The organism is Bacillus sp. es.036, assembly GCF_002563635.1.
Classification (GTDB): Bacteria; Bacillota; Bacilli; order Bacillales; family Guptibacillaceae; genus Guptibacillus.
Map to the genome: position 1 here is coordinate 2,846,201 of NZ_PDIZ01000001.1, position 26,717 is coordinate 2,872,917.

Below are 26,717 nucleotides of genomic sequence, written 5' to 3' on the forward strand. Positions count from 1 at the left end.
ATTATATACCCCATAGCGTATATACGCAACTGTTGACTACTGTTATTGTATCCTTCTAAAAACAAAAAAAGCAGAATCGCTTACGATTCTGCCTGTTCATCAAAAATGTTTATAAATTCCCCGTATCCTCTCTCTTCCATTTCCTCTTTTGGGATGAAATCAAGAGCAGCGGAGTTCAAGCAATAGCGAAGACCTGTCGGCTCAGGACCATCTTCAAACACATGGCCAAGATGAGAGTCTGCTCCTTTACTTCTTACTTCCGTTCGAACGGTAAACCAACTTTTATCTTCTTTTTCTACAATGTTTTCTGATACTAGCGGCTTAGTGAAACTTGGCCAGCCAGTACCGGATTCATATTTATCGATCGAGCTAAAAAGCGGCTCGCCTGAAACAATATCAACATAAATTCCTTGTTTTTTATTATCCCAGTATTCATTATCAAATGCTTTTTCCGTATCATCTTCCTGCGTCACACTGTATTGAATCGGCGTGAGCATTTCTTTTAATTCTTCATCAGTATACGTAACAGCTGATTTTGTTTCTGGCACGTCTACCTCACGATCATCTCCCCATGCTTTCTCAAGAAACTGATCTCGCCCTGAATTTTCACGATAAAATTTATAGCGAAATTCATTTTCTTTATAATAATCTTGATGGTAATCCTCCGCTACGTAAAAGGTCGTTGCTTCTTCAATCGGAGTAACAATCGCTTTATCGAACCGTCCTGAGTCCTCAATCTCCTGTTTCGACTTCACCGCAGCCGATTTTTGCTCTTCGTTATGATAAAAAACACCCGATAAATATTGATCACCACGATCGACAAACTGTCCTTCATCATCTGTCGGGTCAATTTGTCGCCAAAATACATCTAAGAGTGTCTCATAGCTAACAATAGAAGGATCATAGTACACCTGAACGGCTTCAACATGACCGGTCCCTCCTGAAGATACTTCTTTATAGGAAGGGTTTTCTGTTTCTCCACCAATATAACCAGAGACAGCTTCTCGAACGCCATCTAGCTTTTCACATGGTGGTTCCATGCACCAAAAACATCCTCCCGCAAAAGTAGCGATCGCTTCATTATCCTGGACAGCCTGTGCCGGCTCACTCCCATATGAACGTTTAAAGATCACATCATATAATTTCGGCAATGTGAAAACTAAGACAGCCGCTATCCCAACTAACAAAATCCACCTTGTTGCTTTCATACGTTATTCCTCCTTTATTTCTAATGGAAGCATAAACCAAAATTCACAGCCTAACACTACATCTATTAATTGACTCTTCACCATCTTCATCGATTCACTCTTCTTTAGTTTAACTCATTTAGGATAATTCGTTGAATTTGGATCGGTTTTCACAAAAACACCCGGGTGTATCATCATATTTCTGGTTAAATAATGTCAGAGGTGATAGGCTATAAATATAGAAGAAATTATTATTGAATGGTTAGGAGTATATACGATGAAAAAATATAATATCCCTGTCGAAGCTGCCCTCGAAGTGATTGGAGGAAAGTGGAAGGTCGTCATACTCTGTCACCTAATCGAAGGCACGAAGCGCACGGGTGGACTAAAAAAATTAATGCCTGGCATTACGCAAAAGATGCTAACACAACAGCTCCGTGAATTAGAAGATGATGGTGTGATTTTAAGAAAGGTGTACAATCAGATTCCACCAAAAGTTGAATATTCACTGACTGACTACGGATGGTCTTTAAAAGAAATACTTGATTCACTTTGCTCATGGGGAGAGCAGCACATCGAAAAAACTTATCCTTGCAAAGAAGATGTGCTCTTACAACCTGAAGAACGAGATACAATGAAAGCTTAATTCAAAAAACGGTCGGCACGTACAAACGTGCCGACCGTTTTTTATCTTCGAGCTGATGTCAATTTATCTGGTGAAGGTAACCATCGATCGAATGCCAGCAGTTTCGAGAAAAACGGCATGGCGAATACTGTAGAAACGAACAGCGTAAAGATCAAGATAAATGGTATCCCCCACATAGTCGCAATGACTTCAGATGACTGTTGTTCAAGGAACCATTTAATGACAAATCCATGGAACAAATAAATCGCAAACGTTCTGGATCCTAATGGTGTAAAGACAATTGGTCCTTCTGGAATCACCGAAAAGAACAAAAACATAACAATCGCCGTTCCAATATAATAGGTGAGGCGAATCAACAAGTCTGTGCTTGATTCATACACATACGTACCGTAAAGGAGATCAGCTAGTCCTTCAATTTTGTATAAATAAAACAGTAAAAACAATCCGCCAAGTACCACGGGAGCAATCCATTTCATATATGGGAAGCGGATCGGCTTCTTTTTACGCCCCATTACCATGCCAAGTACGAAGAACGGTAAGAAAACGAAGAGTCGGTCAAGTGATAGAAATCTTTCAACATCAAAGTAACCAACAACGAGGCCAGCCCCGATACTTAAAGGTAGCAAAACACTTGTCTTCATTTTAAGCAATATAGGTGATATCAGCTTATATGCAGCGATACATAATAAAAACCACATGGCCCATCTTGGGGTTAAAAACTCAATTGCAAATGATTTTTGATACAGGTTTGTGTAATAAATTGAATAAACGACCTGGAAAATGACATAAGGAAGCAAAAACGTCGTGAACACTTTCCAAAAATATTTTGTGCCAGATGCCTTTCTAGTGAAATAGCCAGCTAAAAAAATAAAAGCAGGCATGTGAAAAATAAAGATGACATGATACAAACTGTAAATAAAACGAGAGTCATTAATAAATGGCGTTAGCAGGTGACCACCGACTACTAACAATATTAAGATAGCTTTACTATTATCGAAGTATGCAATACGTTCTGACACGAAAAACAACCTCCTCAAAGGATTGAAAGACCATATCGTCCTTCTCTATATACCCTCATTTTCATATTTTCATCCTTTATATTGGTTAGTTATTCGCACCTTGACCGCATAATTCTGTCAATCTCACCAAAAGAAAGAATATTCCAACACTATTTTTGGTCATAAACACAACCTTTTTACTACCTAAATCCAGGTCTATTGACTCAAATTAGTATGAAAACGGTTGAATTAATAGAAAAATATATTTTTTCTGAATAATCCCATTGTTTTTTTGTGCCCAGATGAGTAGAATGAATGTTATATTTTCACACATACAAAAGGAAAAAGGAGGCGGGAGACATGATCACATTTGTCGGAGCCATTTGTTTATTGATTGTTGGGTATTACGTTTATTCTAAGGTGGTTGAACGAATTTTCGGCATTGACGATGATCGTGAGACGCCTGCATATACAAAGCAAGATGGCATGGATTATATGCCGATGAGCTGGTGGAAAGGAAGTTTGATTCAACTTTTAAATATCGCTGGTCTTGGTCCAATCTTTGGTGCAGTGCTTGGAGCACTATACGGGCCTGTTGCTTTCATCTGGATTGTCGTTGGCTCAATCTTCGCAGGAGCTGTTCACGATTATTTCTCAGGTATGATGTCACTTAGGCATAATGGGGAACAGTATCCTTCACTAGTAGGACGCTACCTTGGAAAAGGGGCAAAAGGAACGATTAATATTATTTCGATCGTTTTGATGATTCTTGTTGCTGCTGCTTTTACAGCTGGTCCTGCCCAGCTAATGGCGCAAGTAACGCCACTTAGTTTTACGATGAGCTTGATACTCATTTTTGCTTATTTTGTACTGGCAGCCATTTTACCTGTAAATAAAATCATCGGTCGAATTTATCCGATTTTCGGGGTTATTCTTATCGTGATGGCTGTATCTATCGCAATTGGATTATTCTTTATGGACAATCCTATTCCAAATTTAACTTTTTCAAACTTGCATCCGGATAATTTGCCGCTATGGCCACTCTTAATGATTACCGTATCGTGCGGAGCAATCTCAGGATTCCATTCGACTCAAAGTCCAATCATTGCAAGAACAATGAAACGTGAAAGCGATGGAAAGAAAGTCTTTTATGGAGCGATGATTGCAGAAGGAGTAATTGCTCTTATCTGGGCGGCGGCCGGAATGACTTTCTTTGGAAGTACAGGTGGACTTCAGGGAGCCCTTGCGGCTGGAGGACCGTCCGGAGTCGTAAACGAAATAAGTTCTTCCTTACTTGGTACATTTGGTGGCGTTCTTGCGATTGTGGGTGTTATTATTCTTCCAATCACAACTGGCGATACGTCCCTTCGGTCTTCTCGTATGATGCTTGCTGATTTATTTACTAAAAAAGAGACATCAAAAGCTGCTGATGGCAAAGGAAAGACGCTTCTTTTAACAGCAGCTGTTGCAACACCGACATTTCTATTAACGCAGATTGATTATACGTTTTTATGGCGATACGTTGGTTTTACAAATCAACTCGTGGCTACTGTCATGCTTTGGACAGCAGCGATGTACCTTGTAAAAAAACAAAAGTTCCATTGGATTTGTAGTTTGCCTGCACTCTTCATGACAATGACGGTATCAACATATCTTTTCCTTGCACCAGAAGGGTTTCAACTTCCATACAACATCTCAATGGTCTTTGGTGGCATCATTACTTGTTTTACAGCGGGATGGTTTGGTTATCAATTATGGAAAGCCCGCAAAAGAAAAATGGTTACAATCGAACAAGTGGCATAGAGAAAAGCAGCCTTCCTTTTCAGCTAGAAAAAGGAAGGCTGCTTTTTTGGTTGCGTATCGTAAATGGTAAGTTTGTTCTTAATAGATTTACGTTCTTTCGGATTGGGGATAAACGCTGGCTTCCCAATATGAAGCATCCCAACGATCACGTCACCAGGCTCAAGTCCCATCGCTTCTCGAAAGATAGGATCGAAAATAAATCCGTTTGTTTTCCATACAACGCCTAATCCTTTCGCCCAGGACAGTAGCTGTATATTTTGAATGAATGCACACGTAGCCGCAAAATCTTCATGACGCTCTTTTTCAGTCGTAGCCGCTTTCACCGTCACAAGAAGATGAATCGGTATGTTACGAATGAATTGATTGATCTTTTCCTTTTTCTTTTCCGCTTTTTCTTCATCAAATTCTGTGCGGGCAATACTTTCTTGGATATGCTCAATGAGGTGTCCTTTGCCGTCACCCTTATATAACATCACTTCCCACGGTTCTCTTAGTTTATGGTTTGGCGCCCATTTCGCATCTTCCAGAATGTCTACGATTGTATGTAATGGGATATCGTCGGGTTGAAATTTGCGAATCGTTCTTCTTGAAACAATTGTATGTTGAATCGTATCATTCATTTTTTATAAGCACCCTTTCTTAAGACAAATGGTAGACCCGTGCCTTTTAAACTCATCATACCTCCATTCTATTGATAATGATTATCAATGTCAAACAAAAAAAGAAAGCCTATGAGAGACTTTTCTTTTCTTGATGATAATTTGCAACGAGCTGATCCATTACTCTACTCGTTCTAATGGCCGTGTTTCCAGTGCTTGGTGTTTGTCCTATACCGTTTAGCTCATTGACAATAGTCTGAATTAACGGCTGTTGAACATGTTCAGGATACACCACTTCAATTTCACGTTCACCTGACTCAGTTTTGAGAATGATTGGACGTTCTTGAAGTGTTGAATAAACGATTGATCCTTTATCACCAACGATTTCATTTAAATCTTCATTTTTGTAAGATTGAAAACACCACTGCCCTGTGCCGTGTACACCTGATTGAAAAACATAAGTGCCTGATACGATGTCTTCTGCTTCATAAAGACCGCCTTGATTACTCGCAAAACCATCCGCTTGTTCAATAGGACCAAACAGATAGTCAAGAAAATCAAGCGTATGACTGGCCAGGTCGAAAAAGTGACCCCCACCTGAAATTTCCGGTTTCACTCGCCAGGGAAGATCACCTTGTAATTCTTGTTCAGAAGCTTTCTTATGATGCACGGTCCTTACAAATCGAACATTACCGATCTCCTCATTCTCCAACAACTCTTTTACTTTCAAAAGAGCAGGCATCGCTCGACGATAAAAGGCAACGAATAAAGGCACATCGTTGGAACGGCATGTGTCGATCATCTCCTGACATTCTGCTGTGTTTAATGCCATTGGTTTCTCAACATACACCGGCTTCCCAGCTTGGGCTGCAAGAAGCGTATATTCTTTATGAGTCGACGGTGGTGTCGCGATGTAGACAGCGTCCACTTCGTCATCCTGAATCAATTGTCCCGCATTTGTATACCACTTTGGCACTTCGTGTCTCCTAGCATAATCTTGAGCTAGCTCTGAATCACGGCGCATAACCGCCACAAGCTCTGAATACTCTGCTTTTTGGAACCCCGGTCCGCTTTTCTTTTCAGTAACATTCCCGCAACCAATGATCCCCCAACGAATGGTTTTCATGTAAGCCCCCTAGCTAAAAGTTTTTTCTCCTCAATTTCATGCTCCTTAAATTCGTTTACTTCATCTTTAATTCGCATCATTTTCGCATCAAGGTAATGAACGATTTCTGCCGCTTCTTTTAATTCATTGCTTAATTTATCCGGGATCTCCCCTTCAAACTTATAGTAAATCTTGTGCTCTAAACTTGCCCAGAAATCCATGGCGATGGTACGCAATTGAATTTCCACTCTCACAAGTTCTGGTCCTTTCGATAAGAAAACGGGAATTTCAACGATCAAATGCAAGCTTTTGTATCCATTTGGTTTTGGATTTTTCACGTAATCTTTTACATCAATCAGTCGGATATCGTCCTGACTTTCAATCATGTCATAAATACGATAAATATCATTAGTAAAAGAACAGGTTACGCGCACGCCTGCAATATCATTAATATGTTGCTTTACATTTTCAGTCGTAACTTCTAGTCCTTTACGTTCTAGCTTTGCCATAATGCTTTCTGGTGATTTTATTCGTGATTTCACGTGTTCAATTGGATTATGCTGATGAACAAATTGAAATTCATCATTTAAAATTGTTAGTTTAGTGTTAATTTCATCGAGCGCAAATTTATAAATGAACAAAAAATTCTTCCATTCTTCTATTCGTTCTTGGAATTCCTTCTTCATGTTCAAATCATCCTTTCACCTGTTACCGTACCATACTTTTATGAACGGCGTATGAACGGACTTTGACGAACTCGGAACAAATGCCAACGTTGATATGGTAAGATATAATGAAGGGAGGTAAATAATGGATAAACCAAAATTTCATTTTCTAATTATCATAAACCTTTTCATAAGCGCGCTTGCCATGGCCTTGTATGCATTCACTATGTATCAGGATCAAAAGGTAGGATATTCCTTCACCTTTGTCACCCTTTGCTTTTTTTTCATTGTATTGGCGATTTATGGCGTGATAAGAAATCAAAAGCTTCGCGCGAACGATAACCATTAAGGCTTCATTGACAATAAAGAACAGAAGCTTTGTAAAAATAAGCTTCTGTTCTACTTATACTCACCGCTCCTAGCCGATAAAGACAAGGCCAAGCGAAATCGCCACACCGCTTACAATCAATACGATGAAGCAATACCCCATAATGTCCTTTGCCTTTAACCCTGCAATTGCAAGGGCTGGTAAAGCCCAAAACGGTTGGATCATATTTGTCCACGCGTCTCCCCATGCTACAGCCATCGCTGTTTTTGGAATCGATACCCCTAATTCCTTTGCGGCATCAAGCATGATCGGTGCTTGGACCGCCCATTGCCCTCCACCAGACGGTACAAAGAAATTCACAATGCCCGCGCTTAAAAACGCAAAGAACGGAAACGTAAATTCATTTGAAATCGAAACAAAGCCCTGTGAAAGCTGAGCAGCTAGTCCAGAAGCCACCATCATTCCCATAATACCTGCGTAGAAAGGAAACTGAATGATGATCCCACTCGCTCCCTTCACCGCATCACTTACAGCTTCTAGAAAATGGCGGGGTGTTCCATGAAATAGGATTCCTAGAAAAAGAAAACCAAAATTGACGATGTTCAGATTCAATTCAAATCCTGCATTCACAAAATAATAAACCAAATAGGCGAGCCCAACAATTGAAATAACCAAAGAAATGATGCGACTATTCTCAAGTCTTTCGGCTGGCGTTAATTCTTCTTCAAGACTCGCCGCCTCTACGTGCCCTTTTTCAAGCAAGTTTGGATCAATATGTACACGCTCATCTTCTGAAGGTGACATGAAATAATTGATAATAGGTAAAAGAAGAAAGAGAGACGCTACAATCATTAAATTAAACAAAGAAAAAATCGTTTCATTCGTTGATACAATGCCGATCAAATCAGCTGTAAAATGATCAGGCGTGGCAATGGTAAGTGGGATGGAACCAGCAAGCCCGCCATGCCACACAAGAAAACCACTATAAGCACTCGCAATCAGCAAACGGTAATCGACCTTCTTCACCTGTCTCGCAAGTTCTTTCGCATAGAGCGCTCCAATAACAAGACCAAATCCCCAGTTGATCCAGCTTGCAAGCAGAGATACGAGTGTGACGTATACGATCGCTTGCCCCGGTGTTTTCGCTCTTTTTGCAAGAAAATGTAGACCCTTCTTAAAAAGTGGACTACTTGCGAGTACATAACCAGTGACAAGAACAAGCACCATTTGCATGGAAAAAGCAAGTAAACTCCAAAAACCTTCTCCAAAGTATTGAACCATCTGAACTGGTGAACTTCCGGTAAAAATCATTCCGAGAGCAAATACAACGAACGTTAGAATGATCACAAACAAAAACGGATCTGGCAAATACCGTTGCATGATCCGATTTGATAATGAGATGGAAGCTTTAAGCATACATTCAACTCCTTTATGTAATAAGGTACTTCAACTTCATTCGGTAACAATTCTCCTGTTTCCTCCCAAAAAAGAAAACGTTTTCAAAATAAAAATTTCTTATAAATAAAAGAAAGAGCCGCAGTATTGCGACTTTACTTTTCCCTTTCCTCCAAAAAAGCTTGAACCATATCAACATAAGGTTGAGTGAAATAACGGTTGTAATGAATCGTTGAAAGTCGTATTGGATCTCCAAAGAAAAAACGTTCAAATTGCGTTTGTCGGGAGCCAAATGCACTCATCCCAAAATCCCACGCCATTCGAAATAGCTGCACGCGTTCTTTTGCATTGATGTTCGCGCCTTGAAGATATTTCGCCAAATCTTCTTGAATGCCTGAATTAAAGTCCTTCTCCGTAGGAATTGAAATCAGCCCACTGGCACCAAGTAGTTGTATGATCTCAATTAATCTTGGATAAACACCGGAAAAATATTGAATGGCAGCCTTCAATGGCTGACTCTCCGGAACAAGCGTACCATATTGATTTAACCGACTATTGACTTCAGAAGCGACTAGCAGTGCTTTCATAATTTCAAGCGTCGTGATAATTTCACTCATTTTTAACTTAATATGCTCGTACTCTTGAATTTGAATGGCTTCTCCCATTAACTCACATAGTCCAAGAATATATTCTACCTTTACTACCTGCCTGCACACAGCTTGAAATTGTAAGAACGTGTACATACCAGTCGCTTCTTCCATCTCTCCGACAATTTGAGCATCTTTATAAAGAAAGACACATTCCCAGGGGACTAAAACATCCTCAAATACGACGATTGAATCAATTTCCTCAAATTGTGAAGCGAGAGGATGATCAAATCGGGAATCACGATAGCAAAACGATTCCCTACAGATGAATTTCAGTCCTTCGGTGTCAGAAGGAATCATAAAACCGAATAAATAAGCATCATCCAATGTGTAGCCTCCTGCAGGTAGAACGAGTAGTTCATCTGTTAATCCCCCCTGGGTAGCTAACAATCTCGCACCTTTAATGACGATTCCTTCTTCTTTTTCCTCAACTACTTTGGCTGCTGTGACATTCGTATCATCAAAGTACTGACCAGCCGATCGATTAACCTGTGGATTAATAAACGTATGTGTGATGGACAAATCTTTCTCTCTTGCTTTTTCATATAATCTCTTAATGTTATCTCCAAAAGCTTTCTGATCTCGTGCAAAATGCGGTGCTGCATACCCAAGCGTCATAAGTAGTGTATTCATATAATCCGGTGACCTTCCCATCAGTCCTGCACTTAATCTTGCCCACTCCTGAGTTGCCAAGCGGCGATTCGTGAGATCTTCAACCGACGTAGGCTGATGATAAGAAAAACTATAGTCTCCTTTACAATCAAGTGTTGAATATCGAAACAACTTTTGATTAGCAGGCTGACATTGATAATCATAAAGAGCGGCTTTGCTTTTTAAAATGCCTTTAAAAGGCGCCAGTTCCGATAATTTGCCTGAACACCGTCCTCCTTCAATCCATACTTCATTTTGGAGCGCGTCAATTCGTTCAATATACTCTTTTCCGTTAATCATGCCGTCTCCCCTTTTCATAAAACTACTTATTAAACTATGCAACAGTTGCATAAGAATGTAGTGCTTATGCCTTCTTCATGAAAGATTGTAATAAGAATGTGGTTTTTATCCCATACTTACTGATAGGGGTTTTCAAGTCGACTCTTTTGTGGAACAATAGACACAGCCTTTTGAAAGGAGCATGTGAATTGCGTAAATTAACTTACCTATTTATAACAGGTTTATTAATCGTAGTATTAGCAGCCTGTGGAGGAAATGAAGAGAGCAGTAATGACAAAAAACAAGAAGATACAAAGACAGAAGAAAAAGCCGGTGAGCAAGAGCAACCGGAAGTTGATGAAATCGATGCAGACAAAGTAGTAGCGACCGTCAACGATAAAGAAATTAAAGGGGAAGAATTTAATGCCCTTTATACTCAAAGCCAAATGCAATATGTGCAAATGGGTCAGGAAGTACCAAAAGATCAGCTAGATCAAATGAAAAAACAAGTCGCTGAAAGCATGGTTGGTCAGGAACTGATCCTTCAAGCGGCTCAAGAAGAAGGCATTAAAGCTTCCGATGATAAAGTTAAGGAAGAGCTTGAGAATGTCAAAAAAGGCTTTGAAGATGAGAAAAAATTCGAAGCAGCACTTAAAGAAAGTGACATGACGATGGAAGATCTTGAAAAAGAAATCGCGAAAAACATTCAATATACGAAGTACATTGATCAAGAAATTAAAGTTGATGAAGTAAGCGAAGAAGAAATGAAAGAATACTATGAGAAGGCAAAAGAACAGGGTAGTTCTGAAGAAATGCCAGCTTATGAAGATGTGAAACCTCAGATCAAAGAAGGTCTAGAAGGTGAACAGAAAAATAAGAAAACGCAAGAACTGATCGACAAACTTAAAAAAGATGCTGATGTTAAAATCAACATTTAAGTTCCTCGGTGAAAAGCCACTAGCGAAATTACTCGCTGGTGGCTTTTTGATTGTCGTAAAGATGGTCTTCAAGCTGACTTCGAATCTCATCTGGAATCGGCATGCTTTTTTGGACATCAAAATGATAGTTCACGTAAGTCGCGCTTCCTTTCACACAAATGCTCTCGTTCTGATGAATTTCCTCATAGACTTCAAAGCTTGTTCGACCAATTCGCTTAATCCATGTGTAAACAGTTATCGGCGTTCCATAATAAATTTGAGACATGTACTCTGCATTCATTTTTAAAAGAACGCAGTGCCAGTCATGGAAACTTAAATCTGGGTTAAACAAACGAAAGATCGGATCGCGACCAGATTCAAACCATACCGGAATGACCGTATTATTAATGTGTCCTGCTCCGTCTGTTTCTGAGACTCTTGGATCGATTACTTTCTGATACATAAAGCACCTCCTATTGTTTGACTAATTCGCTACGTTGAAGTGCTCTTCCTTTTTATAAGTAGGATGTTCATACGATTAAGAAGAAATGTGGCATTTCATGACGAACGACCGTTCTTTGTTATTCCTCCTCATGCCGTTATACTAGACGTAGATAGACAAGTACTGACTTACTTTAAAGGAGAGTGAAAGCTATGAAGCACCACCCGATTCCTTATTTCTCATTTGAAGGCACAGCGCGTGAGGCTTTGGAATACTACAAGGAAGTCTTCGAAGGCGAAATAACCGATGTTCAAACGTTTGGAGAAGCAAACTTCGAAACGCCACCAGAACTGGACGATCACATCATGCATGCACGCTTTAAAAAAGATGACCTATTTTTCATGGTTTCCGATGTTTTTTTGAATCAAAACGTAACTGTAGGGAATAACATCTCTCTTGCACTCGAACTGGATAGCGCTGAAGAAATAGAGTCGCTCTATGCCCGCCTGAAAGAAAAAGGAACTGTATATATGGAGCTTCAAGATACCTTCTGGGGAGCAACGTTTGCGAAAGTAAAGGATGCCTATGGGGTGATTTGGGATCTTAATTTTGAGAAACCTGGGTCTTCTAACTAGTGATGGAGGTCCGCCATGGGTGTGTGGCGGGCTTTTTGTTGTTGTCGGAACTTTTTTAGAGAGTTGGGCGGGTTTTGCAAGATGCCAGGGGTGTCGCGGAAGGCCCAGACGTGGCTTGGAAAGGGTTTATTGGCCAAATTACTATTTTATTGGCTAAATCCAGAATATATTGTCCAAATCTGAGTTTTATTGGCCAAAATCGAAATTTATTGGCTAAACCTGTTCAAATCCACTTCTAAAAAGTACTTTCTCCCTTTTTTGATACCCTCACACTGAAGGTTCATCGCTCTTAACATTTTTGATGTAGCAGAGACGGAATCCATCCTCAAAAACCGCCTCGCCTCTTGATTCGTAATTTCTCTAGACACAAGTAGCGCATATTCTTGAAGCGCTCTTAAGTGGGCATTCCTAGAATAAGCACCGCAAGTTTCGCAAAACCACCTCCCGTGCAATCTCTGCATAGCCAGACGAGCACACGCTGGACAAGCAACACCAACAATCAATTCGTCCGGAGAAATTGAAAATCGCTTCAGCACGTCTCGGTCAAGGGGCTCATGTAACTTAACAAGAATACGCCCTAACTTTCGTACATCCTTCACCATCAATCGCTCATCACCATACCTCTTATCCAGTAGCTTCACTTTTGTCGGAAGAAACTCACCCCGAATCACTTTTGAAGAAATGAACTGAACCTCCTCTGTCGCTTTAAGGACCGCTCTGCGGTTAGCGACAACAATAAGCGTTTCAATCGGTACTTCTGGGATATTCATTTTTTGAAGCAAAGCTCGAAGTTGGGCGCGCTGCCGCTCCACCTGAGTGAGGGGGTTAGGAAAGGCTTCTTCTTTTGTGTCGGAAATGCGAATCAGCTGGTTGAAGATGGGATCAAACATAAGAGTGCCTGAGATATTTTTCACTTCAAGAATGAGAAGATAGTGCTGAGTCACAACAAGCGTATCTATTTGAAAATAATGGACGCCGTCAAATAGACGCAAGTCATGATAGATCGAAAACCGCTTATCGTCTAAAAAACTTAGCGGGAAATTTAGAGATTTCTCACCTGAAATTCCTGCATGGTACATGGCAATTTGCTCCTTCACTTCTTCAATGCGCGAATGATAGGATGGAAGCCGGTTTAGTAAAAGGCTTAATTTGTGGAGATGATGCGGGGGATCATGATCTTTCTTAATCAAAGGGAGACACTCTCCTCTGGATTTTATTTTCTACCTATACGAATTCATTCTCCACTAATTCATTATTTCCTTTGCTCAATAAAATGAAAAAGCCAGTTCCTCCACATAGAAGGAAGCTGGCTTTCGCACTACCATTTACTCAAGATCAAGATCTGTTACTGCACCTTTTGCGGATGAAGAAACGAGTCTTGCATATTTACCGAGAATACCTGTCTTATATCGAAGTTCAGGGCGTACCCATTCAGCACGGCGACGCTCGAGCTCTTCGTCTGTTACATCAAAATTGATTTGTTGCTTGTCACTATCAATGGTAATCGTGTCGCCTTCTTTCAAGAGGCCGATCGGTCCACCAACAAACGCTTCTGGTGAGACATGACCGATCACAAACCCGTGCGATCCGCCTGAGAAGCGTCCGTCTGTCATAAGAGCAACTTTCCCATTCAATCCTTTACCAACAATCATGGAAGTAATGGAAAGCATTTCCGGCATACCAGGTCCGCCTTTAGGACCTACATTACGAATAACGACAACGTCACCTTCTTTAATATCATCCGCTTCGATTGCTGCCGTTGCTTCTGCTTCGTTATTATAAACACGAGCTGGGCCTTCAAATTGACTAATTTTCTGACCGGACATTTTTGCAACAGAACCTTCAGGAGCTAGATTCCCTCGTAGAACAACAAGTGGACCACTTGCTTTAATCGGATCATTTAGAGAGCGGATAATTTCTTGTCCTTCTTTTAGCGATGGGGCTTCGGCCAAGTTTTCTGCGACCGTTTTTCCAGTTACTGTGAGACAATCGCCGTGAAGCAAGCCATGCTCATGAAGAAGTTTCATGACAGCAGGTACACCGCCAATTTCATATAGATCTTGCATCACATATTTACCGCTCGGCTTCATGTCTGCAATGTATGGAACACGTTCGCGAACGCGTTCGAAATCATCCAATGATAAGTCGACACCAGCTGAGTGGGCCATTGCCGTTAGATGCAAGAACGCATTTGTTGAACCACCAAGAGCCATGACAACCGTAATCGCATTTTCGAATGCTTCTTTTGTCATAATGTCACGAGGATAGATGTCTTTTTCAAGAAGGGAAACCACTAGTTCTCCAGCTTGACGACATTCAGTTTCTTTATAATCATTCACTGCAGGCGTTGAGGATGATCCTGGGATACTCATTCCTAGTGCTTCAACCGCAGATGCCATTGTGTTTGCCGTATACATTCCGCCACACGCGCCAGCTCCAGGACAAGCAGAACATTCAACTTTGTGCAACTCTTCGTCGTTAATTGTTCCAGCTTGATATTGTCCAACCGCTTCAAATGACGAAACGATGTCAATATCATTTCCATTCAGTTTACCTGGCTGAATCGTACCACCGTACACGTAGACGGACGGAATGTTCATACGACCAATTGCGATTAAGCAACCTGGCGTTGTTTTGTCACAGCCGCCAATTGCAACAATGCCATCAAGACGTTCTGCATTTGTGACCGTTTCAATTGAATCCGCGATGATTTCGCGACTAGGCAAAGAATAGAACATTCCCTCATGACCCATCGCAATACCATCAGAAACGGTAATCGTGTTAAAAATCATTGGCGCGCCGCCGTTATCCTTAGCGCCCGCTTTCGCCTCACGCGCAAGAGAATCAATATGTACGTTACAAGGTGTAACTTCACTCCAGGTACTCGCTACACCTATCATTGGTTTTTTAAAATCTTCATCTGTAAAACCGACTGCTCGAAGCATGGAGCGGTTAGGTACTCGATTAACACCTTCACTGATTACTTTACTTCTGATTCGAAGATCTTTTTTGCCTTCCATTCCAATCACCCTTCCACTTCACATATAAAATTAGACAATTTATTTAATTCAAAATTTATATTCTTTGATGATACTAGTTTTCGCACTTTAACGCAAACAATTATCTGAATTTAATTGTAAACTTTTCGCGAACGCTATCTTCCTATAAGGACCATAGCTTCAAAAACAATGAGAAGCCGCCCTCTGAGGAGGACGGCTTCATTTTTTATCGTAACGCTTGGAAGAGTTTAAAGGGTACCAGGCTCAAATGTTTTACAATCAGTTTCTTCACTATTACGTGCTTTATTCCCCTGATGACTGACAACATAGATTTCGTCTGCTCCACAGCTTTTTCCATTACGATTGTGAACGCAGTTTGCGACTTCGCACAACACATCTAATGCCATTCCCTTCACCTCCTTCTTTCTAGCATGAACAGAAAGGGGGGCTGACATACCGGTGAAAAAGAGATATCTCTTTTTTCATAAAAAGTTCTTTCGAGATTCGTAATTTCCAACCGCAAACTCATGGTATGATGATAAAAAACAAGAAAAATTGAGGTCGGCATGATGTGGCAAAATAAAAATGTGTGGATTTTACTAACGGGTGAGTTCGTGGCCGGGTTAGGTTTATGGCTCGGGATTATTGGCAACTTAGAATTTATGCAGGAAAAAGTACCATCTGATTTTATGAAAGCCGTTATTCTGGCGATTGGACTCCTTGCCGGGGTTGCGATTGGTCCGTATGCTGGACGCGTGACAGATCAGATGAAGAAGAAAACCGTGATGATCGTTGCTGGACTTGCCAGAGCGATTAGCGTCATTTTCATGCTGCTCGCTATTCAAACTGGCTCTGTACTCTGGATGGTTATTTTTCTGATTCTCATTCAATCGGCTGCTGCTTTTTACTTTCCTGCTCTACAGGCTGCTATTCCTCTCGTCGTAAAGGAAAAAGAGCTTCTGCAAATGAATGGGATTCATATGAATGTAGCCACGTTATCTAGAGTACTTGGCACCGCCATTGCAGGAATCTTCCTAGTGATCATGTCACTATCAACGATGTATCTTCTTTCTTTAGGGGCATATCTTCTTCTTGTCATATTTACATTCTTCCTTACTATTGAAGAAAATGACGTTTCTGAAACGAAGCGTTCAAAAGCAGAAAGTAGCTTTACGCTTTTGTTTCCAATAATAAAAGAGCTACCAATTGTGATGATGACACTGATTATGACGTTAGTTCCACTCTTATTTATCGGTGGATTTAATTTGCTTGTGATTAGTATCAGTGAGCTTCAAGACAATTCGCTCATTAAAAGCTGGATTTATACAGCTGAAGGGCTTTCGTTTATGGTCGGGGCTTTGGCTGTTAAGAGAATTTCAAGAAAACAATCGCCTTACACCATTTTATTTTTATTTTCCTTTATTATCGGACTTTCCCAGCTATTGCTCTTTTTTGCAAACAGTCCTGTTCTATCGGTCATTGCCTTTGTTGTATTCGGTTTCTCAGTTGGCTGTTTTTTCCCAACGGCCGCTACCATTTTTCAAACAAGAGTACCAAAAGAATTTCACGGACGATTTTTTTCATTTCGAAATATGCTGGATCGGATCATTTTTCAAATTGTACTGCTTTTAACAGGGTTAATGTTAGACCTGATCGGTCTTCAAATGATGTCTGTCATTTTTGGCATTATGTCGATTACAATAACAAGTATCTTTTTCCTGAAATATCGTCAGAGCAATTCTACGTCTGTAAACATGGATGTGCGTTCATAACCACGGTCGTTGCATTAACGTATTTTTCTTTTTTGTATAGAATACGGTAGGACGACTTTTGAAGAAGGCGATACATCATGGATAATGAAGTAAAAGGTGTATTTGGCTCTTGGATTCAAGCGATTGGAACGATCTTAGCCGCTATTGGTAGTACACCTATTAAAGAAATCCCCTCCTCAATACTTGATAGTTTAAATCTTATTGGAAATGTGATGCAGGGAACAGGAAACGCTCTTATCGCTGATACCATTAATCCGCCCTCACTGGATAAATTAGGGAATCAACTTCAGGCAATCGGAAACTCCACAGTCGTAACTGGAATTTTGATCGACTTTGATGATAAAGTGAAACAAATTTTAGATATTGACGGAAACTGGCTTCAAGCTCTTGGTGGAGGGGTATCTCTTGCAGATGCATTAGACGGAGAAGTCTCGGCTTCAGCGTTGTATAGCATTTATGGGAACTTCCTTCAGGCGGTCGGTAATTCACTTCAAGCGATTTCAGGAATTAAAGAGCTTAAGAATGAAGAAGCAACAAATATTAATGTCGTAGGAAGCTGGATTCAGGCGGTTGGTTCTGTTATTTCAGCTATTGGTCAAACGAAATATCCCTCTTCTTAAAGAACCCCCCTGATCGGACAATCAGGGGGTTCGCGTGTCATTATTTTAATAAACGGAGAAATTCTTTCATAAATCCTGGTAAGTCAGGCCACGCCTGTCCTGAGACGAGGTTATCAGCTGTATGGACCTTTTCATCAATGTATGTAGCCCCACATGCGGTTACATCGGGTTTACAAGCTGGATAAGCGGTATACTCGCGATCTTTCATCATATCAGGAACCACATTAAGAACCTGTGCCGCATGACAAATCGCACCTACCGGTTTAATTTCTGCAAACGAAGTATGTGATTCAATTCCGTAGGCTTGCTTCTCAACAAATGTTTCCATTTCATCTGTAAAGTCGTGGCATACCGTTTGTAGTTTCTTAGCGGTCGGGGATGCGATCGTGACGTTAAATCCTTCCTCAAGACAACGATAGTAAGGGTAGAAAATCTCAAGTGCTTCAACAGCATCACCGGAAATGATTAATACGTTTTTACTCAAAACGAGCACCTCCATAAGAATTTTGATTCCCTTTTTCATTACCCCTCTTTTTTACATCTCTAACAGATCTCTCAAAAAATACGTCTAGAATTTCCGTCTATGGTTGAATTCGTGGATGACTTGCGACTACAATAAATCATAATGCATTTCCCATTCTGATGGGAATAGAGACAGGAGCTTTCATATGGACATTAAGCAATTAGCCTATTTCGTTGAAGTCGCCAAGCAAAAAAGCTTCACGAAAGCCTCACACTCCCTCTACATCTCACAGCCAACGTTAAGTAAAATGGTGAAAAGTTTAGAAGCTGAGTTAGATGTTGAACTACTCGATCGCTCGGCACGATCGAGTGAACTAACCGATGCAGGAAAAATCGTATATTTGCAGGGTGAGAAAATATTAAATATGGTCGACGATCTTTCTTCTCACTTATATGACATGATGAATTTAAAGAAAGGACACATCAAAGTCGGCCTCCCGCCACTCATCGGCGCCCTCTACTTTCCTAGTATCTTAAAAGGGTTCCAAGAACTCTATCCTGATATTACGATCGAACTAATGGAGCATGGAGCCAACATTGCGCAACAAAAAATTCTCGACGGTGAATTGGATTTTGCAGTTGGACTTTTGCCTGTCGATGAAACAAAATTCGAAACTCTCCCTTTCAAAAAGGAAGAATTAATGCTGTTTGTGCACAGTTCACATCCATTCGCAGAAAAAAATTCGGTCTCAATTAGTGAGTTACGAAATGAGCAGATCATCCTATTTAGTGAAGACTTTATGTTACATGACCAAATGATTGAACAGTGTCGTCAGGCTGGATTTGAACCGCACATTTCTTACGTGAGCTCTCAGTGGGACTTTATTAGCGATATGGTTAGTCACAATCTCGGCGTCACCTTTTTCCCAAAATCGATTCTTACTAAAATCAACCAGAACAACGTGATCTCCATTCCACTGGTGAATCCTGAGATCCCATGGGACCTTGGCATTATTTTAAGAAAAGAAAAATACATTTCTTATGCTTCCCGTGCGTTTATTAACTACATTAAGTCTGCAATTTAATTAGCTTAATCTCGAGGTGAAAGTAACATTAAAATGTTTAACAAAACAAGCCGTCCTTATGATGGACGAAAGTTTAAATCATTTCTGGAAGATCAGTTACGGGCAAATTTACCCTACGCTAAAAAGCCTACTCGAGGAAAAACTGATTACGGTTCAGGAGCAGAGTGAGTCTGGAAAGCCTGATAAAAAGAAATATGAATTAACCTCTTTAGGTTGGCAGGTCCTTTACGATTGGATGGAAAGCCCCATTAAGGAAATTGGAGTAGAAAAGAATGAGTTGTTGCTTAAACTTTTTTTCAGCCATCATCAGAGTAACCAAAAAACTTTAAAACAATTGGATCACTACCAATCAAAACTCCAGGAACGTTTGAATACTTATCAGGCGATTGAAGAAATGATACGAGGAACGTATGGCGATCAAGACGATGCGAAATTCTGGCTTTTAACATTAGATTATGGGAAACGAACAACGCAAGCAGCTAGTGAATGGGCTAACGAAGCCAAACTGAAACTAACTCTAAGGAGGGAATAGGAATATGGCGAATCAAGTTTTTCCCGGACGCTACACGGTAGATAAAGGACAGGACGTTGTTGTATTTCTCATTGGGATGCGAATCAACCAATGGTGGGCTGTGCACAAATGGCTTCCTGTCTTTCTAGCGATGCCTGGCATGATTCGTGAGCTTAGTATCAATAAAAAGTTAGGATGTCTCTCTATGGAAAACTTCTTTAGCTTTCGGACAACGCTACTCCTTCAATACTGGCGTTCAGCAGAAGATCTTCGTCAATATGCTCATGGTAAAGCCCATCTAAAAGCGTGGAAAAAATTTAATCAAAAGATCGGAAACAATCGTGCTGTCGGCATCTACCATGAAACATACGTCCTTTCGAGCTCTCACTACGAAAGTCTCTATGGCAATATGCCCGTTTTTGGATTAGGGAAGGCGCTCGGAAATATTGAGGTTACTCCTCAAGCTGATTCTTTTAATAAACGTCTTCATGGAAAGCATACCGAAAAGATGAACGAACACTAAAAAAAGCCCGGATCGTGAAAATTCACGTTCCGGGCCTCTTTCATGAGATGATTTTTTTGCAAATAAAAAACCACCAAATATGTATTTGGTGGAGACGGTGGGAGTCGAACCCACGTCCAGAAGTATCGGCACTTAAGCTTCTACGAGTGTAGTCGTTATATTAGTGTTTCACTACAATTCAGCCCAACGACAGGCTTCCTTGTAGCTAGTCTGATTAATCTCTTCCAACTTTCCTCAGACGGTGGATTGTTGGCGTATCCCACTTAAGTTGAGTCCCTTACCCTACCACATGGGCGATGGAGGGAGGAACCGCAAAACAGCTTACGCTGCTAGTGCGAAGTTGTTGTTTTCTTTGCCAGTTATAGGCATGGCGTTTTTAACGTAGCTCGCCAACTCGACTCGCGACTTAAGCTCGACCTACCCCTGTCGAATCCGTAACGTCCCCATGTAAGAAAATGAGAACCGAAAACGGGTAAGCAGTTAAGCTTAATATGTTGTTTCGGTAATTTTAATTATAACATAGATCAGCTTCCATTCAAATGGAAACTATATCCGCTGACGTTCTTTCAATGCTTTGTCCACTTCACGTTTCATCGTCTTATCTTTGAGATCTTGGCGCTTATCATACTTCTTCTTACCCTTAGCAAGGCCTAGAAGTACTTTCGCATAGCCATTCTTGATATAGACTTTCAGTGGAATTACCGTATAGCCCTGTTCTTTCGTTAGGCCAATGAGCTTATCAATCTCTTTCCGCTTCATCAATAGCTTACGAGTACGGGTTGGATCGTGGTTAAAACGATTCCCCTGCTCATATTCATTAATGTGCATATTCAGAAGAAAGATTTCTCCCTTACGAATAATGGCGTGAGAGTCTTTCAGGTTTACGCGTCTTGCCCTGATGGATTTGATTTCAGTTCCTTGTAGAACTAGTCCTGCTTCATATGTCTCAATAACGGAATAATCGTGTCTTGCTTTCTTATTTTGTGCAATGAGTCCACCATCACCTTTTGGCATGACCGTCCCCCTCTCAAACGTCGAACTCCAGTATATCAATTTGGTCAGAATAAGTCAAGGTGACTTACTCTGACCAAATGATTAGTAACGCAAATTACGAATTGTTATTGCGACGTTTTTTCTTTTTGTTTTTCGGTTTCTTTTTTGTTCCCTGACCATCTTTTGGCGGCGAAAACTTGCGCTTTTTCTGTCCAGCATCCGTTGTTTTGTTAGATGACTTCCCGCGTTTTTTTCGCTTGCCGCCTTCAATGACTTTCGGACTTTCTCTTCTGCGACGTTCTTTTGGCGGTTTCATGCCAACAATTTCAAAGTCGATCGAACGTTCATCAATATTAACATTCAAGACGCGAATGGCGATTTCATCACCGATACGATAGACGTTACCAGTACGTTCACCAATCATCGCGTAAGCACCTTCGTCGTAGTGGTAGTAGTCATCGGTTAAATAACTAACGTGAACGAGACCTTCGATCGTGTTCGGCAATTCAACAAACAAACCGAAGTTCGTTACACCACTAATCACACCTTCGAACTCTTCCCCGATTTTATCTTTCATAAACTCAGCTTTTTTCAGGTCATCGGTTTCACGTTCAGCGTCAACCGCACGGCGTTCCATCGCAGAAGCGTGCTGAGCGATTTCACCAAGCGCTTCGCTCCATTTGGAAGTTGTTTGGTTATCAACTTTTTTCTCAAATAGATACGTACGGATCAAACGGTGCACGATTAAGTCAGGATAACGACGAATTGGTGACGTAAAGTGCGTATAGAAGTCTGTCGATAAGCCGAAGTGACCGAGACTTTCAGGGAAGTACTTTGCCTGTTGCATCGAACGAAGCATCACCTTACTAATGACCGCTTCTTCTGGCTCTCCCTTTACTTCTTCAAGAAGCTTTTGTAGCGCACGAGGGTGTACCGTGTTCGCATTCCCGCGTACAACGTAACCAAAGTTCGTAATAAATTCGAAGAACGTATTTAATTTATCTGCATCCGGATCTTCGTGAATACGGTACATGAACGGTACTTCCATAAAGTGAAAATGCTGCGCAACGGTTTCGTTTGCGACAAGCATAAATTCTTCAATTAAGCGTTCAGCTACTGAGCGTTCTCGTTGCACGATCTCTTGCGGCGTCCCTTCATCATCAACAAGTACTTTTGCTTCTGCAAAATCAAAGTCAATAGCACCTCGTTCGAAACGACCTTTTCTTAAAATTTCAGCCAATTCACCCATGCTATCGAAGAATGGTACGAGAGATTTGTAACGTTCTAGCACTTCATCGTCTTCACGCTGAAGAATTTTGCGTACATCTGTATACGTCATACGCTCATTTGTACGAATCACACTTGGGAAAATCTCATGGTTTACCACTTCACCCTGTGTAGTAATTTCCATCTCACAAGAAATCGTTAATCGATCCACTTGAGGATTCAAACTACAAATTCCGTTTGATAAACGGTGTGGAATCATCGGAATCACTCGGTCGACAAGATACACACTCGTCCCACGATCAAGCGCTTCTTGATCAATCGGAGAGTTTTCCGTCACATAATACGTTACGTCTGCGATGTGAACACCGAGCTTATAGTTTCCATTCGGAAGTTTGACAACATTAACTGCGTCATCTAGATCCTTCGCGTCTGCCCCATCAATCGTGACAATGGTCTCTTCACGAAGGTCACGTCTTCCTTCAATTTCTTTCTCGTCGATTTGATCCGGTGTTTTATGAGCTTGCTCCATTGCAGCGTCAGGAAACTCGCCTGGAAGCTCATGCTTATAAATGATCGACAGAATATCGACGCCTGGATCGTTTTTATGACCTAAAATTTCAGTGATGCGTCCTTCCGCACTCATACGCCCTTCAGGATACTTCGTAATTTCAACTACGACTTTATGGCCGTCAACGGCACCGGCAGTAGCTCCTTTTGGAATGAAAATATCGTGTGGAATTCTCTTATCGTCGGCAATCACAAATCCAAAGTGCTTGCTATCAGAATATGTACCAACTGTGCGTTTTACACCACGCTCAATGATACGGATAACGGTACCTTCTGGACGAGTGCCAGATGATTTTTGGTGCAGTCTTACAATGACGCGATCTCCGTTCATTGCTCCTTCTAGATCACCCTGATTGATGTAGACATCTTTCTCGCCCGTATCACTATCCGAAATAAGGAAAGCAAATCCTTTTGCGTGTACTTGTAACTTTCCGCGTACAAGGTTCATTTTCTCAGGAATACCATAGCGATTGCTTCTTGTGCGAACGATTAATCCTTCATCTTCCATGCTGTTTAACGTTTTCACAAACTCCTTAAATTCACTGGAATCTTTCACACCAAATACTTCTTCAAGCTCCTGAACGGTAAGCGGTTTGTACGCTTCGTCCTTCATGAAGCTCAATATTTTTTGTTCATGTTCTTCTGCCATTGTCTTCCACCTTCCTTCTACTTAAATAAGTTCTTTGTTTATTCTGACCAGTCAAGGCTATCAAGAAAAGCATGAACGTCTTTATGAAGCTCGTCTTTTTCCTTGCCTAGCGTAATCGCATGCGTTGAGTTTTCGTACCATTTCAAACTTTTCTCATCAGATTCAATGTTATCGTGAATGACGTTGGCACTTTCTGTATTAATCATTTCATCATGTCTCGCTTGTGCAACAAATGTAGGAGCATAAATCATATCCACGTTATCACGCACATCATAGATCAAATCGCGAAGTTCACCAAGTGTATTCATCGGTGTTTCTTTAAAGGCTTCCATTTCCTCTTCAATTTGTTCAGGTGATTTCCGCTCAAATTTCTTGTATTCCTTCGCATAGGAAAGGACGCCCTGATACATCGTTTCTTCATCTTTCATATCCATTGGGGCGCACATGGGCACGATTCCCTTTACAGGAACAGTATAACCGAGCTTTAATGAAAATACGCCTCCAAGTGATAAGCCGACTACTGCAATTTCGTCATGACCCATGCTTTTAAGCTTTTCATACCCTTCAGTGACGTTTTTCCACCAATCTTTTGGCCCAGTATGTACAAGCTCCTCAGGCGGAACGCCATGTCCTTCATATTGTGGCGCATGACACGTATAGCCTCTTTCCTGCAAGTAACGTCCCATCATTCGTACATCTGCTGAATTTCCTGTAAAACCATGCAACATTAATACCGCGCGATTGCCTCCCTCGAATGTAAATGGCTTTGGTGCTACTACTTTCATGATGTGATCCTCCTCTAAATCTAAATCAACTACCAGTTAGTTTGACCTGCAAAAAACGAATTATCCTGTTCATTGAGGTCTTTAACTGCATTTTACCTGTTTCGAGCGGAAGGCAAAAGGAATTCGTTCTTTTAGCTTATTTCCCTCTTCCATTCGACAAAAAACTTCCTTTTCACTTCTTCTTAGAAAAGCTTGCCGCCAAGTACTAGCGGAAGCCATCGTTTTTCTTATACTTTAGTCCTTTAAAAAGGTTAAATATCCTTAAAGTACAATAAAAAAAGCAGCAAGTGACTCAACACCTGCTGCTTTCTTGATCACGTTACACGAGATACGCAACGAGAATTGAAAGAACAAAGAACAATACGGCAAGTACTACCGTTACTTTATTTAAAACCGCTTCAAAACCGCGGGCTTTCTGCTTACCGAATAATTGTTCAGCTCCACCCGTAATGGCTCCTGATAAACCAGCGCTTTTACCTGACTGAAGCAATACAACAGTAATAAGTAAGATTGAAACGATAACTAATGCAATTGTAGCTGCAAGATGCATGATTCCACCTCCCGGACTATAGCCTTTCCAATACTATAAATTTACCATAAATTTTTCAATAAAAGCAATCTATTTCGGTAATACTCGACATTCTCATTATTATCTTAACAAGTGTTAACACTTTTTAAACGGTATCGGCTGTTTTCGTAGACATTGTTGCGATAAGAGTGGTGGCTGATTTCCGCTCCAGGATACTCGCTTTCCGCGGCGCGGGCGGTGAGCCTCCTCCCGCTCCAATCAACTATGAAGTGTGGATCTTAGTACAATCCACCTTTAAAACAGCCGGTCTTTAGAAAAAAAATCCATAAATAATTTAGTAATAGAATTAAAAAAGCCCCCGCGTTTTCACGCGGGGGTCATCAAAACTTACTTTTTATCTAAGTTATAGAAGCTCTTACGTCCACCGTAGATTGCAAGGTGCTCAAGCTCATCTTCGATACGAAGAAGTTGGTTGTATTTAGCAACGCGATCCGTACGAGACGGTGCGCCTGTTTTAATTTGTCCAGCATTAGTCGCAACAGCGATGTCAGCGATTGTTGTATCTTCTGTTTCACCAGAACGGTGAGAGATAACAGCTGTGTAACCAGCGCGCTTCGCCATTTCAACAGCATCAAATGTTTCAGTTAGTGTACCAATTTGGTTCACTTTGATTAGGATTGAGTTACCTACGCTACGCTCAATTCCTTCAGAAAGTTTGTTTGTGTTTGTAACGAAAAGATCGTCACCAACAAGCTGAACTTTCTCACCAAGAGCTTGGGTAAGTTTCTCCCAACCTTCCCAGTCGTTTTCGTCAAGACCATCTTCAATTGAGATGATTGGGTATTTTTCACATAGCTGGCTGTAGAATTCGATCATCTCTTCAGAAGTCTTCACTACGCCTTCACCAGCAAGGTTGTATTTACCGTCACTGTAGATTTCAGAAGATGCTACGTCAAGTGCGATCATAACTTCTTCGCCAGGCTTGTATCCAGCTTTTTCGATTGCTTCAATAATCGTTTGAATTGCTTCTTCGTTTGAACCAAGGTTAGGAGCGAATCCACCTTCGTCACCAACAGAAGTGTTAAGACCTTTTTCTTTTAGAACGCCTTTAAGGCTGTGGAAAATTTCAGCGCCAGTGCGTAGTGCTTCTTTGAAAGAAGGTGCACCAACAGGCATTACCATAAATTCTTGAATGTCTACGTTGTTATCAGCGTGCTCTCCACCATTAAGAATGTTCATCATTGGTGTTGGAAGAGTTTTTGCGTTAAATCCACCAAGGTATACGTAAAGTGGAAGTTCAAGTTCTTCAGCAGCAGCGCGGGCAACAGCCATAGATACACCAAGAATAGCGTTAGCACCAAGCTTGCCTTTGTTGTCAGTACCATCAAGGTCGATCATCATATGATCAATTCCAAGCTGGTCATAAACACTCATACCTACTAGTTCTGGAGCAATTGTTTCGTTGATGTTAGCTACTGCTTTTTCAACGCCTTTGCCAAGATAGCGATCTTTGTCACCGTCACGAAGCTCTACTGCTTCGTATTCACCAGTGGATGCACCAGATGGTACCATTGCACGTGCTTTAACACCTGCATCTGTAAATACTTCTACTTCAACTGTTGGATTGCCGCGGGAGTCAAGGACCTCGCGTGCATAAACGTCAGTAATGATTGGCATAACGTGTCATCTCCTTTAAAT

The 26,717-nt window shown here is 41.0% G+C and carries 27 protein-coding genes and 1 other RNA gene; 10 read left to right on the top strand and 18 right to left on the bottom strand.

Going from position 1 to position 26,717, the window contains the following annotated elements:
* Window positions 1-80 precede the first annotated feature (80 nt).
* Window positions 81-1,208 carry a peptide-methionine (R)-S-oxide reductase MsrB gene (gene msrB, locus ATG70_RS14530; protein WP_098444990.1) on the bottom strand — a complete coding sequence of 376 codons (1,128 nt, stop codon included), beginning with the start codon at window positions 1,206-1,208 and terminating at the stop codon, window positions 81-83.
* 256 nt (window positions 1,209-1,464) lie between these two features.
* Between msrB and ATG70_RS14535 the strand changes: the two genes are divergently transcribed.
* Window positions 1,465-1,833 (top strand): winged helix-turn-helix transcriptional regulator, encoded by a 369-nt coding sequence (locus ATG70_RS14535; protein ID WP_098444991.1) that lies wholly within the window; start codon window positions 1,465-1,467, stop codon window positions 1,831-1,833.
* 41 nt (window positions 1,834-1,874) lie between these two features.
* Here ATG70_RS14535 and ATG70_RS14540 read toward each other — a convergent pair whose 3' ends face one another.
* Window positions 1,875-2,852, bottom strand: a complete 978-nt coding sequence (locus ATG70_RS14540) for an acyltransferase family protein (RefSeq protein ID WP_179886287.1) — start codon at window positions 2,850-2,852, stop codon at window positions 1,875-1,877.
* Window positions 2,853-3,191: 339 nt separating this feature from the next.
* Between ATG70_RS14540 and ATG70_RS14545 the strand changes: the two genes are divergently transcribed.
* Window positions 3,192-4,634 carry a carbon starvation CstA family protein gene (locus ATG70_RS14545; protein ID WP_098444993.1) on the top strand — a complete coding sequence of 481 codons (1,443 nt, stop codon included), beginning with the start codon at window positions 3,192-3,194 and terminating at the stop codon, window positions 4,632-4,634.
* Between the two features lie 23 nt (window positions 4,635-4,657).
* Here ATG70_RS14545 and ATG70_RS14550 read toward each other — a convergent pair whose 3' ends face one another.
* The 3 genes from ATG70_RS14550 to ATG70_RS14560 form a co-directional block, all read right to left on the bottom strand.
* On the bottom strand, window positions 4,658-5,254 hold the full coding sequence (locus tag ATG70_RS14550) for a nitroreductase family protein (protein WP_098444994.1): 597 nt from the start codon (window positions 5,252-5,254) through the stop codon (window positions 4,658-4,660).
* A 109-nt stretch (window positions 5,255-5,363) separates the two neighbouring features.
* The gene (locus tag ATG70_RS14555; RefSeq protein WP_098444995.1) at window positions 5,364-6,359 is read right to left on the bottom strand and encodes a Gfo/Idh/MocA family protein; all 996 of its coding nucleotides are present in this window, start codon (window positions 6,357-6,359) and stop codon (window positions 5,364-5,366) included.
* Window positions 6,356-7,024, bottom strand: a complete 669-nt coding sequence (locus ATG70_RS14560; RefSeq protein ID WP_098444996.1) for a GTP pyrophosphokinase — start codon at window positions 7,022-7,024, stop codon at window positions 6,356-6,358. The genes ATG70_RS14555 and ATG70_RS14560 overlap by 4 nt, the downstream gene beginning before the upstream one ends.
* Window positions 7,025-7,148: 124 nt before the next feature.
* Between ATG70_RS14560 and ATG70_RS14565 the strand changes: the two genes are divergently transcribed.
* Window positions 7,149-7,352, top strand: coding sequence for a hypothetical protein (locus ATG70_RS14565; protein ID WP_098444997.1), 204 nt, complete (start codon window positions 7,149-7,151; stop codon window positions 7,350-7,352).
* 69 nt (window positions 7,353-7,421) lie between these two features.
* Here ATG70_RS14565 and ATG70_RS14570 read toward each other — a convergent pair whose 3' ends face one another.
* Window positions 7,422-8,747 (bottom strand): short-chain fatty acid transporter, encoded by a 1,326-nt coding sequence (locus tag ATG70_RS14570; RefSeq protein ID WP_098444998.1) that lies wholly within the window; start codon window positions 8,745-8,747, stop codon window positions 7,422-7,424.
* Window positions 8,748-8,881: 134 nt separating this feature from the next.
* Window positions 8,882-10,324, bottom strand: coding sequence for a 4-hydroxyphenylacetate 3-monooxygenase, oxygenase component (hpaB, locus tag ATG70_RS14575; RefSeq protein ID WP_098444999.1), 1,443 nt, complete (start codon window positions 10,322-10,324; stop codon window positions 8,882-8,884).
* A gap of 188 nt (window positions 10,325-10,512) precedes the next feature.
* Between hpaB and ATG70_RS14580 the strand changes: the two genes are divergently transcribed.
* Window positions 10,513-11,241: a SurA N-terminal domain-containing protein gene (locus tag ATG70_RS14580; RefSeq protein WP_179886288.1), complete on the top strand. Its 729-nt coding sequence runs from the start codon at window positions 10,513-10,515 to the stop codon at window positions 11,239-11,241.
* 28 nt (window positions 11,242-11,269) lie between these two features.
* On the opposite strand, the gene ATG70_RS14585 is transcribed toward ATG70_RS14580, so the two are convergent.
* Complete coding sequence (locus ATG70_RS14585) at window positions 11,270-11,683, bottom strand: acyl-CoA thioesterase (protein WP_098445001.1); 414 nt, start codon at window positions 11,681-11,683, stop codon at window positions 11,270-11,272.
* Window positions 11,684-11,874: 191 nt separating this feature from the next.
* Here ATG70_RS14585 and ATG70_RS14590 point away from each other — a divergent pair, with 191 nt between their 5' ends.
* Window positions 11,875-12,297 carry a VOC family protein gene (locus ATG70_RS14590; protein WP_098445002.1) on the top strand — a complete coding sequence of 141 codons (423 nt, stop codon included), beginning with the start codon at window positions 11,875-11,877 and terminating at the stop codon, window positions 12,295-12,297.
* A gap of 206 nt (window positions 12,298-12,503) precedes the next feature.
* Here ATG70_RS14590 and ATG70_RS14595 read toward each other — a convergent pair whose 3' ends face one another.
* The 3 genes from ATG70_RS14595 to ATG70_RS14605 form a co-directional block, all read right to left on the bottom strand.
* Window positions 12,504-13,487 (bottom strand): nuclease-related domain-containing protein, encoded by a 984-nt coding sequence (locus ATG70_RS14595; RefSeq protein ID WP_098445003.1) that lies wholly within the window; start codon window positions 13,485-13,487, stop codon window positions 12,504-12,506.
* A gap of 135 nt (window positions 13,488-13,622) precedes the next feature.
* Window positions 13,623-15,317, bottom strand: coding sequence for a dihydroxy-acid dehydratase (gene ilvD / locus ATG70_RS14600; protein ID WP_098445004.1), 1,695 nt, complete (start codon window positions 15,315-15,317; stop codon window positions 13,623-13,625).
* A gap of 227 nt (window positions 15,318-15,544) precedes the next feature.
* Complete coding sequence (locus tag ATG70_RS14605; protein WP_098445005.1) at window positions 15,545-15,703, bottom strand: DUF1540 domain-containing protein; 159 nt, start codon at window positions 15,701-15,703, stop codon at window positions 15,545-15,547.
* Between the two features lie 162 nt (window positions 15,704-15,865).
* Between ATG70_RS14605 and ATG70_RS14610 the strand changes: the two genes are divergently transcribed.
* On the top strand, window positions 15,866-17,068 hold the full coding sequence (locus ATG70_RS14610) for an MFS transporter (protein WP_098445006.1): 1,203 nt from the start codon (window positions 15,866-15,868) through the stop codon (window positions 17,066-17,068).
* Between the two features lie 77 nt (window positions 17,069-17,145).
* The gene (locus ATG70_RS14615; RefSeq protein ID WP_098445007.1) at window positions 17,146-17,688 is read left to right on the top strand and encodes a DUF6944 family repetitive protein; all 543 of its coding nucleotides are present in this window, start codon (window positions 17,146-17,148) and stop codon (window positions 17,686-17,688) included.
* Between the two features lie 40 nt (window positions 17,689-17,728).
* Here ATG70_RS14615 and ATG70_RS14620 read toward each other — a convergent pair whose 3' ends face one another.
* Window positions 17,729-18,172 carry a DJ-1/PfpI family protein gene (locus ATG70_RS14620; protein ID WP_098445837.1) on the bottom strand — a complete coding sequence of 148 codons (444 nt, stop codon included), beginning with the start codon at window positions 18,170-18,172 and terminating at the stop codon, window positions 17,729-17,731.
* A gap of 184 nt (window positions 18,173-18,356) precedes the next feature.
* On the opposite strand from ATG70_RS14620, the gene ATG70_RS14625 reads away from it, so the two are divergent.
* The 3 genes from ATG70_RS14625 to ATG70_RS14635 are packed head-to-tail and all read left to right on the top strand — an operon-like array spanning window position 18,357 to window position 20,269.
* Complete coding sequence (locus ATG70_RS14625; protein ID WP_098445008.1) at window positions 18,357-19,235, top strand: LysR family transcriptional regulator; 879 nt, start codon at window positions 18,357-18,359, stop codon at window positions 19,233-19,235.
* A gap of 16 nt (window positions 19,236-19,251) precedes the next feature.
* The gene (locus ATG70_RS14630) at window positions 19,252-19,767 is read left to right on the top strand and encodes a PadR family transcriptional regulator (RefSeq protein ID WP_142329586.1); all 516 of its coding nucleotides are present in this window, start codon (window positions 19,252-19,254) and stop codon (window positions 19,765-19,767) included.
* A gap of 4 nt (window positions 19,768-19,771) precedes the next feature.
* Window positions 19,772-20,269 carry a DUF4188 domain-containing protein gene (locus tag ATG70_RS14635; protein ID WP_098445010.1) on the top strand — a complete coding sequence of 166 codons (498 nt, stop codon included), beginning with the start codon at window positions 19,772-19,774 and terminating at the stop codon, window positions 20,267-20,269.
* A gap of 86 nt (window positions 20,270-20,355) precedes the next feature.
* On the opposite strand, the gene ssrA is transcribed toward ATG70_RS14635, so the two are convergent.
* From ssrA to eno, 6 genes are all read right to left on the bottom strand, one after another.
* Window positions 20,356-20,714, bottom strand: a transfer-messenger RNA (tmRNA) gene (gene ssrA, locus ATG70_RS14640).
* A 101-nt stretch (window positions 20,715-20,815) separates the two neighbouring features.
* On the bottom strand, window positions 20,816-21,283 hold the full coding sequence (gene smpB, locus ATG70_RS14645) for an SsrA-binding protein SmpB (protein WP_048311765.1): 468 nt from the start codon (window positions 21,281-21,283) through the stop codon (window positions 20,816-20,818).
* Between the two features lie 94 nt (window positions 21,284-21,377).
* A complete protein-coding gene (rnr, locus tag ATG70_RS14650; RefSeq protein ID WP_098445011.1) occupies window positions 21,378-23,705 on the bottom strand; it encodes a ribonuclease R in 2,328 nt (775 codons plus the stop codon).
* Between the two features lie 38 nt (window positions 23,706-23,743).
* Window positions 23,744-24,490: an alpha/beta hydrolase gene (locus ATG70_RS14655; RefSeq protein ID WP_098445012.1), complete on the bottom strand. Its 747-nt coding sequence runs from the start codon at window positions 24,488-24,490 to the stop codon at window positions 23,744-23,746.
* A 319-nt stretch (window positions 24,491-24,809) separates the two neighbouring features.
* A complete protein-coding gene (gene secG / locus ATG70_RS14660; protein WP_098445013.1) occupies window positions 24,810-25,040 on the bottom strand; it encodes a preprotein translocase subunit SecG in 231 nt (76 codons plus the stop codon).
* 366 nt (window positions 25,041-25,406) lie between these two features.
* Entirely contained in the window at window positions 25,407-26,696 is a 1,290-nt protein-coding gene (gene eno / locus ATG70_RS14665) for a phosphopyruvate hydratase (RefSeq protein ID WP_098445014.1), read from the bottom strand.
* Between the last annotated feature and the right edge of the window lie 21 nt (window positions 26,697-26,717).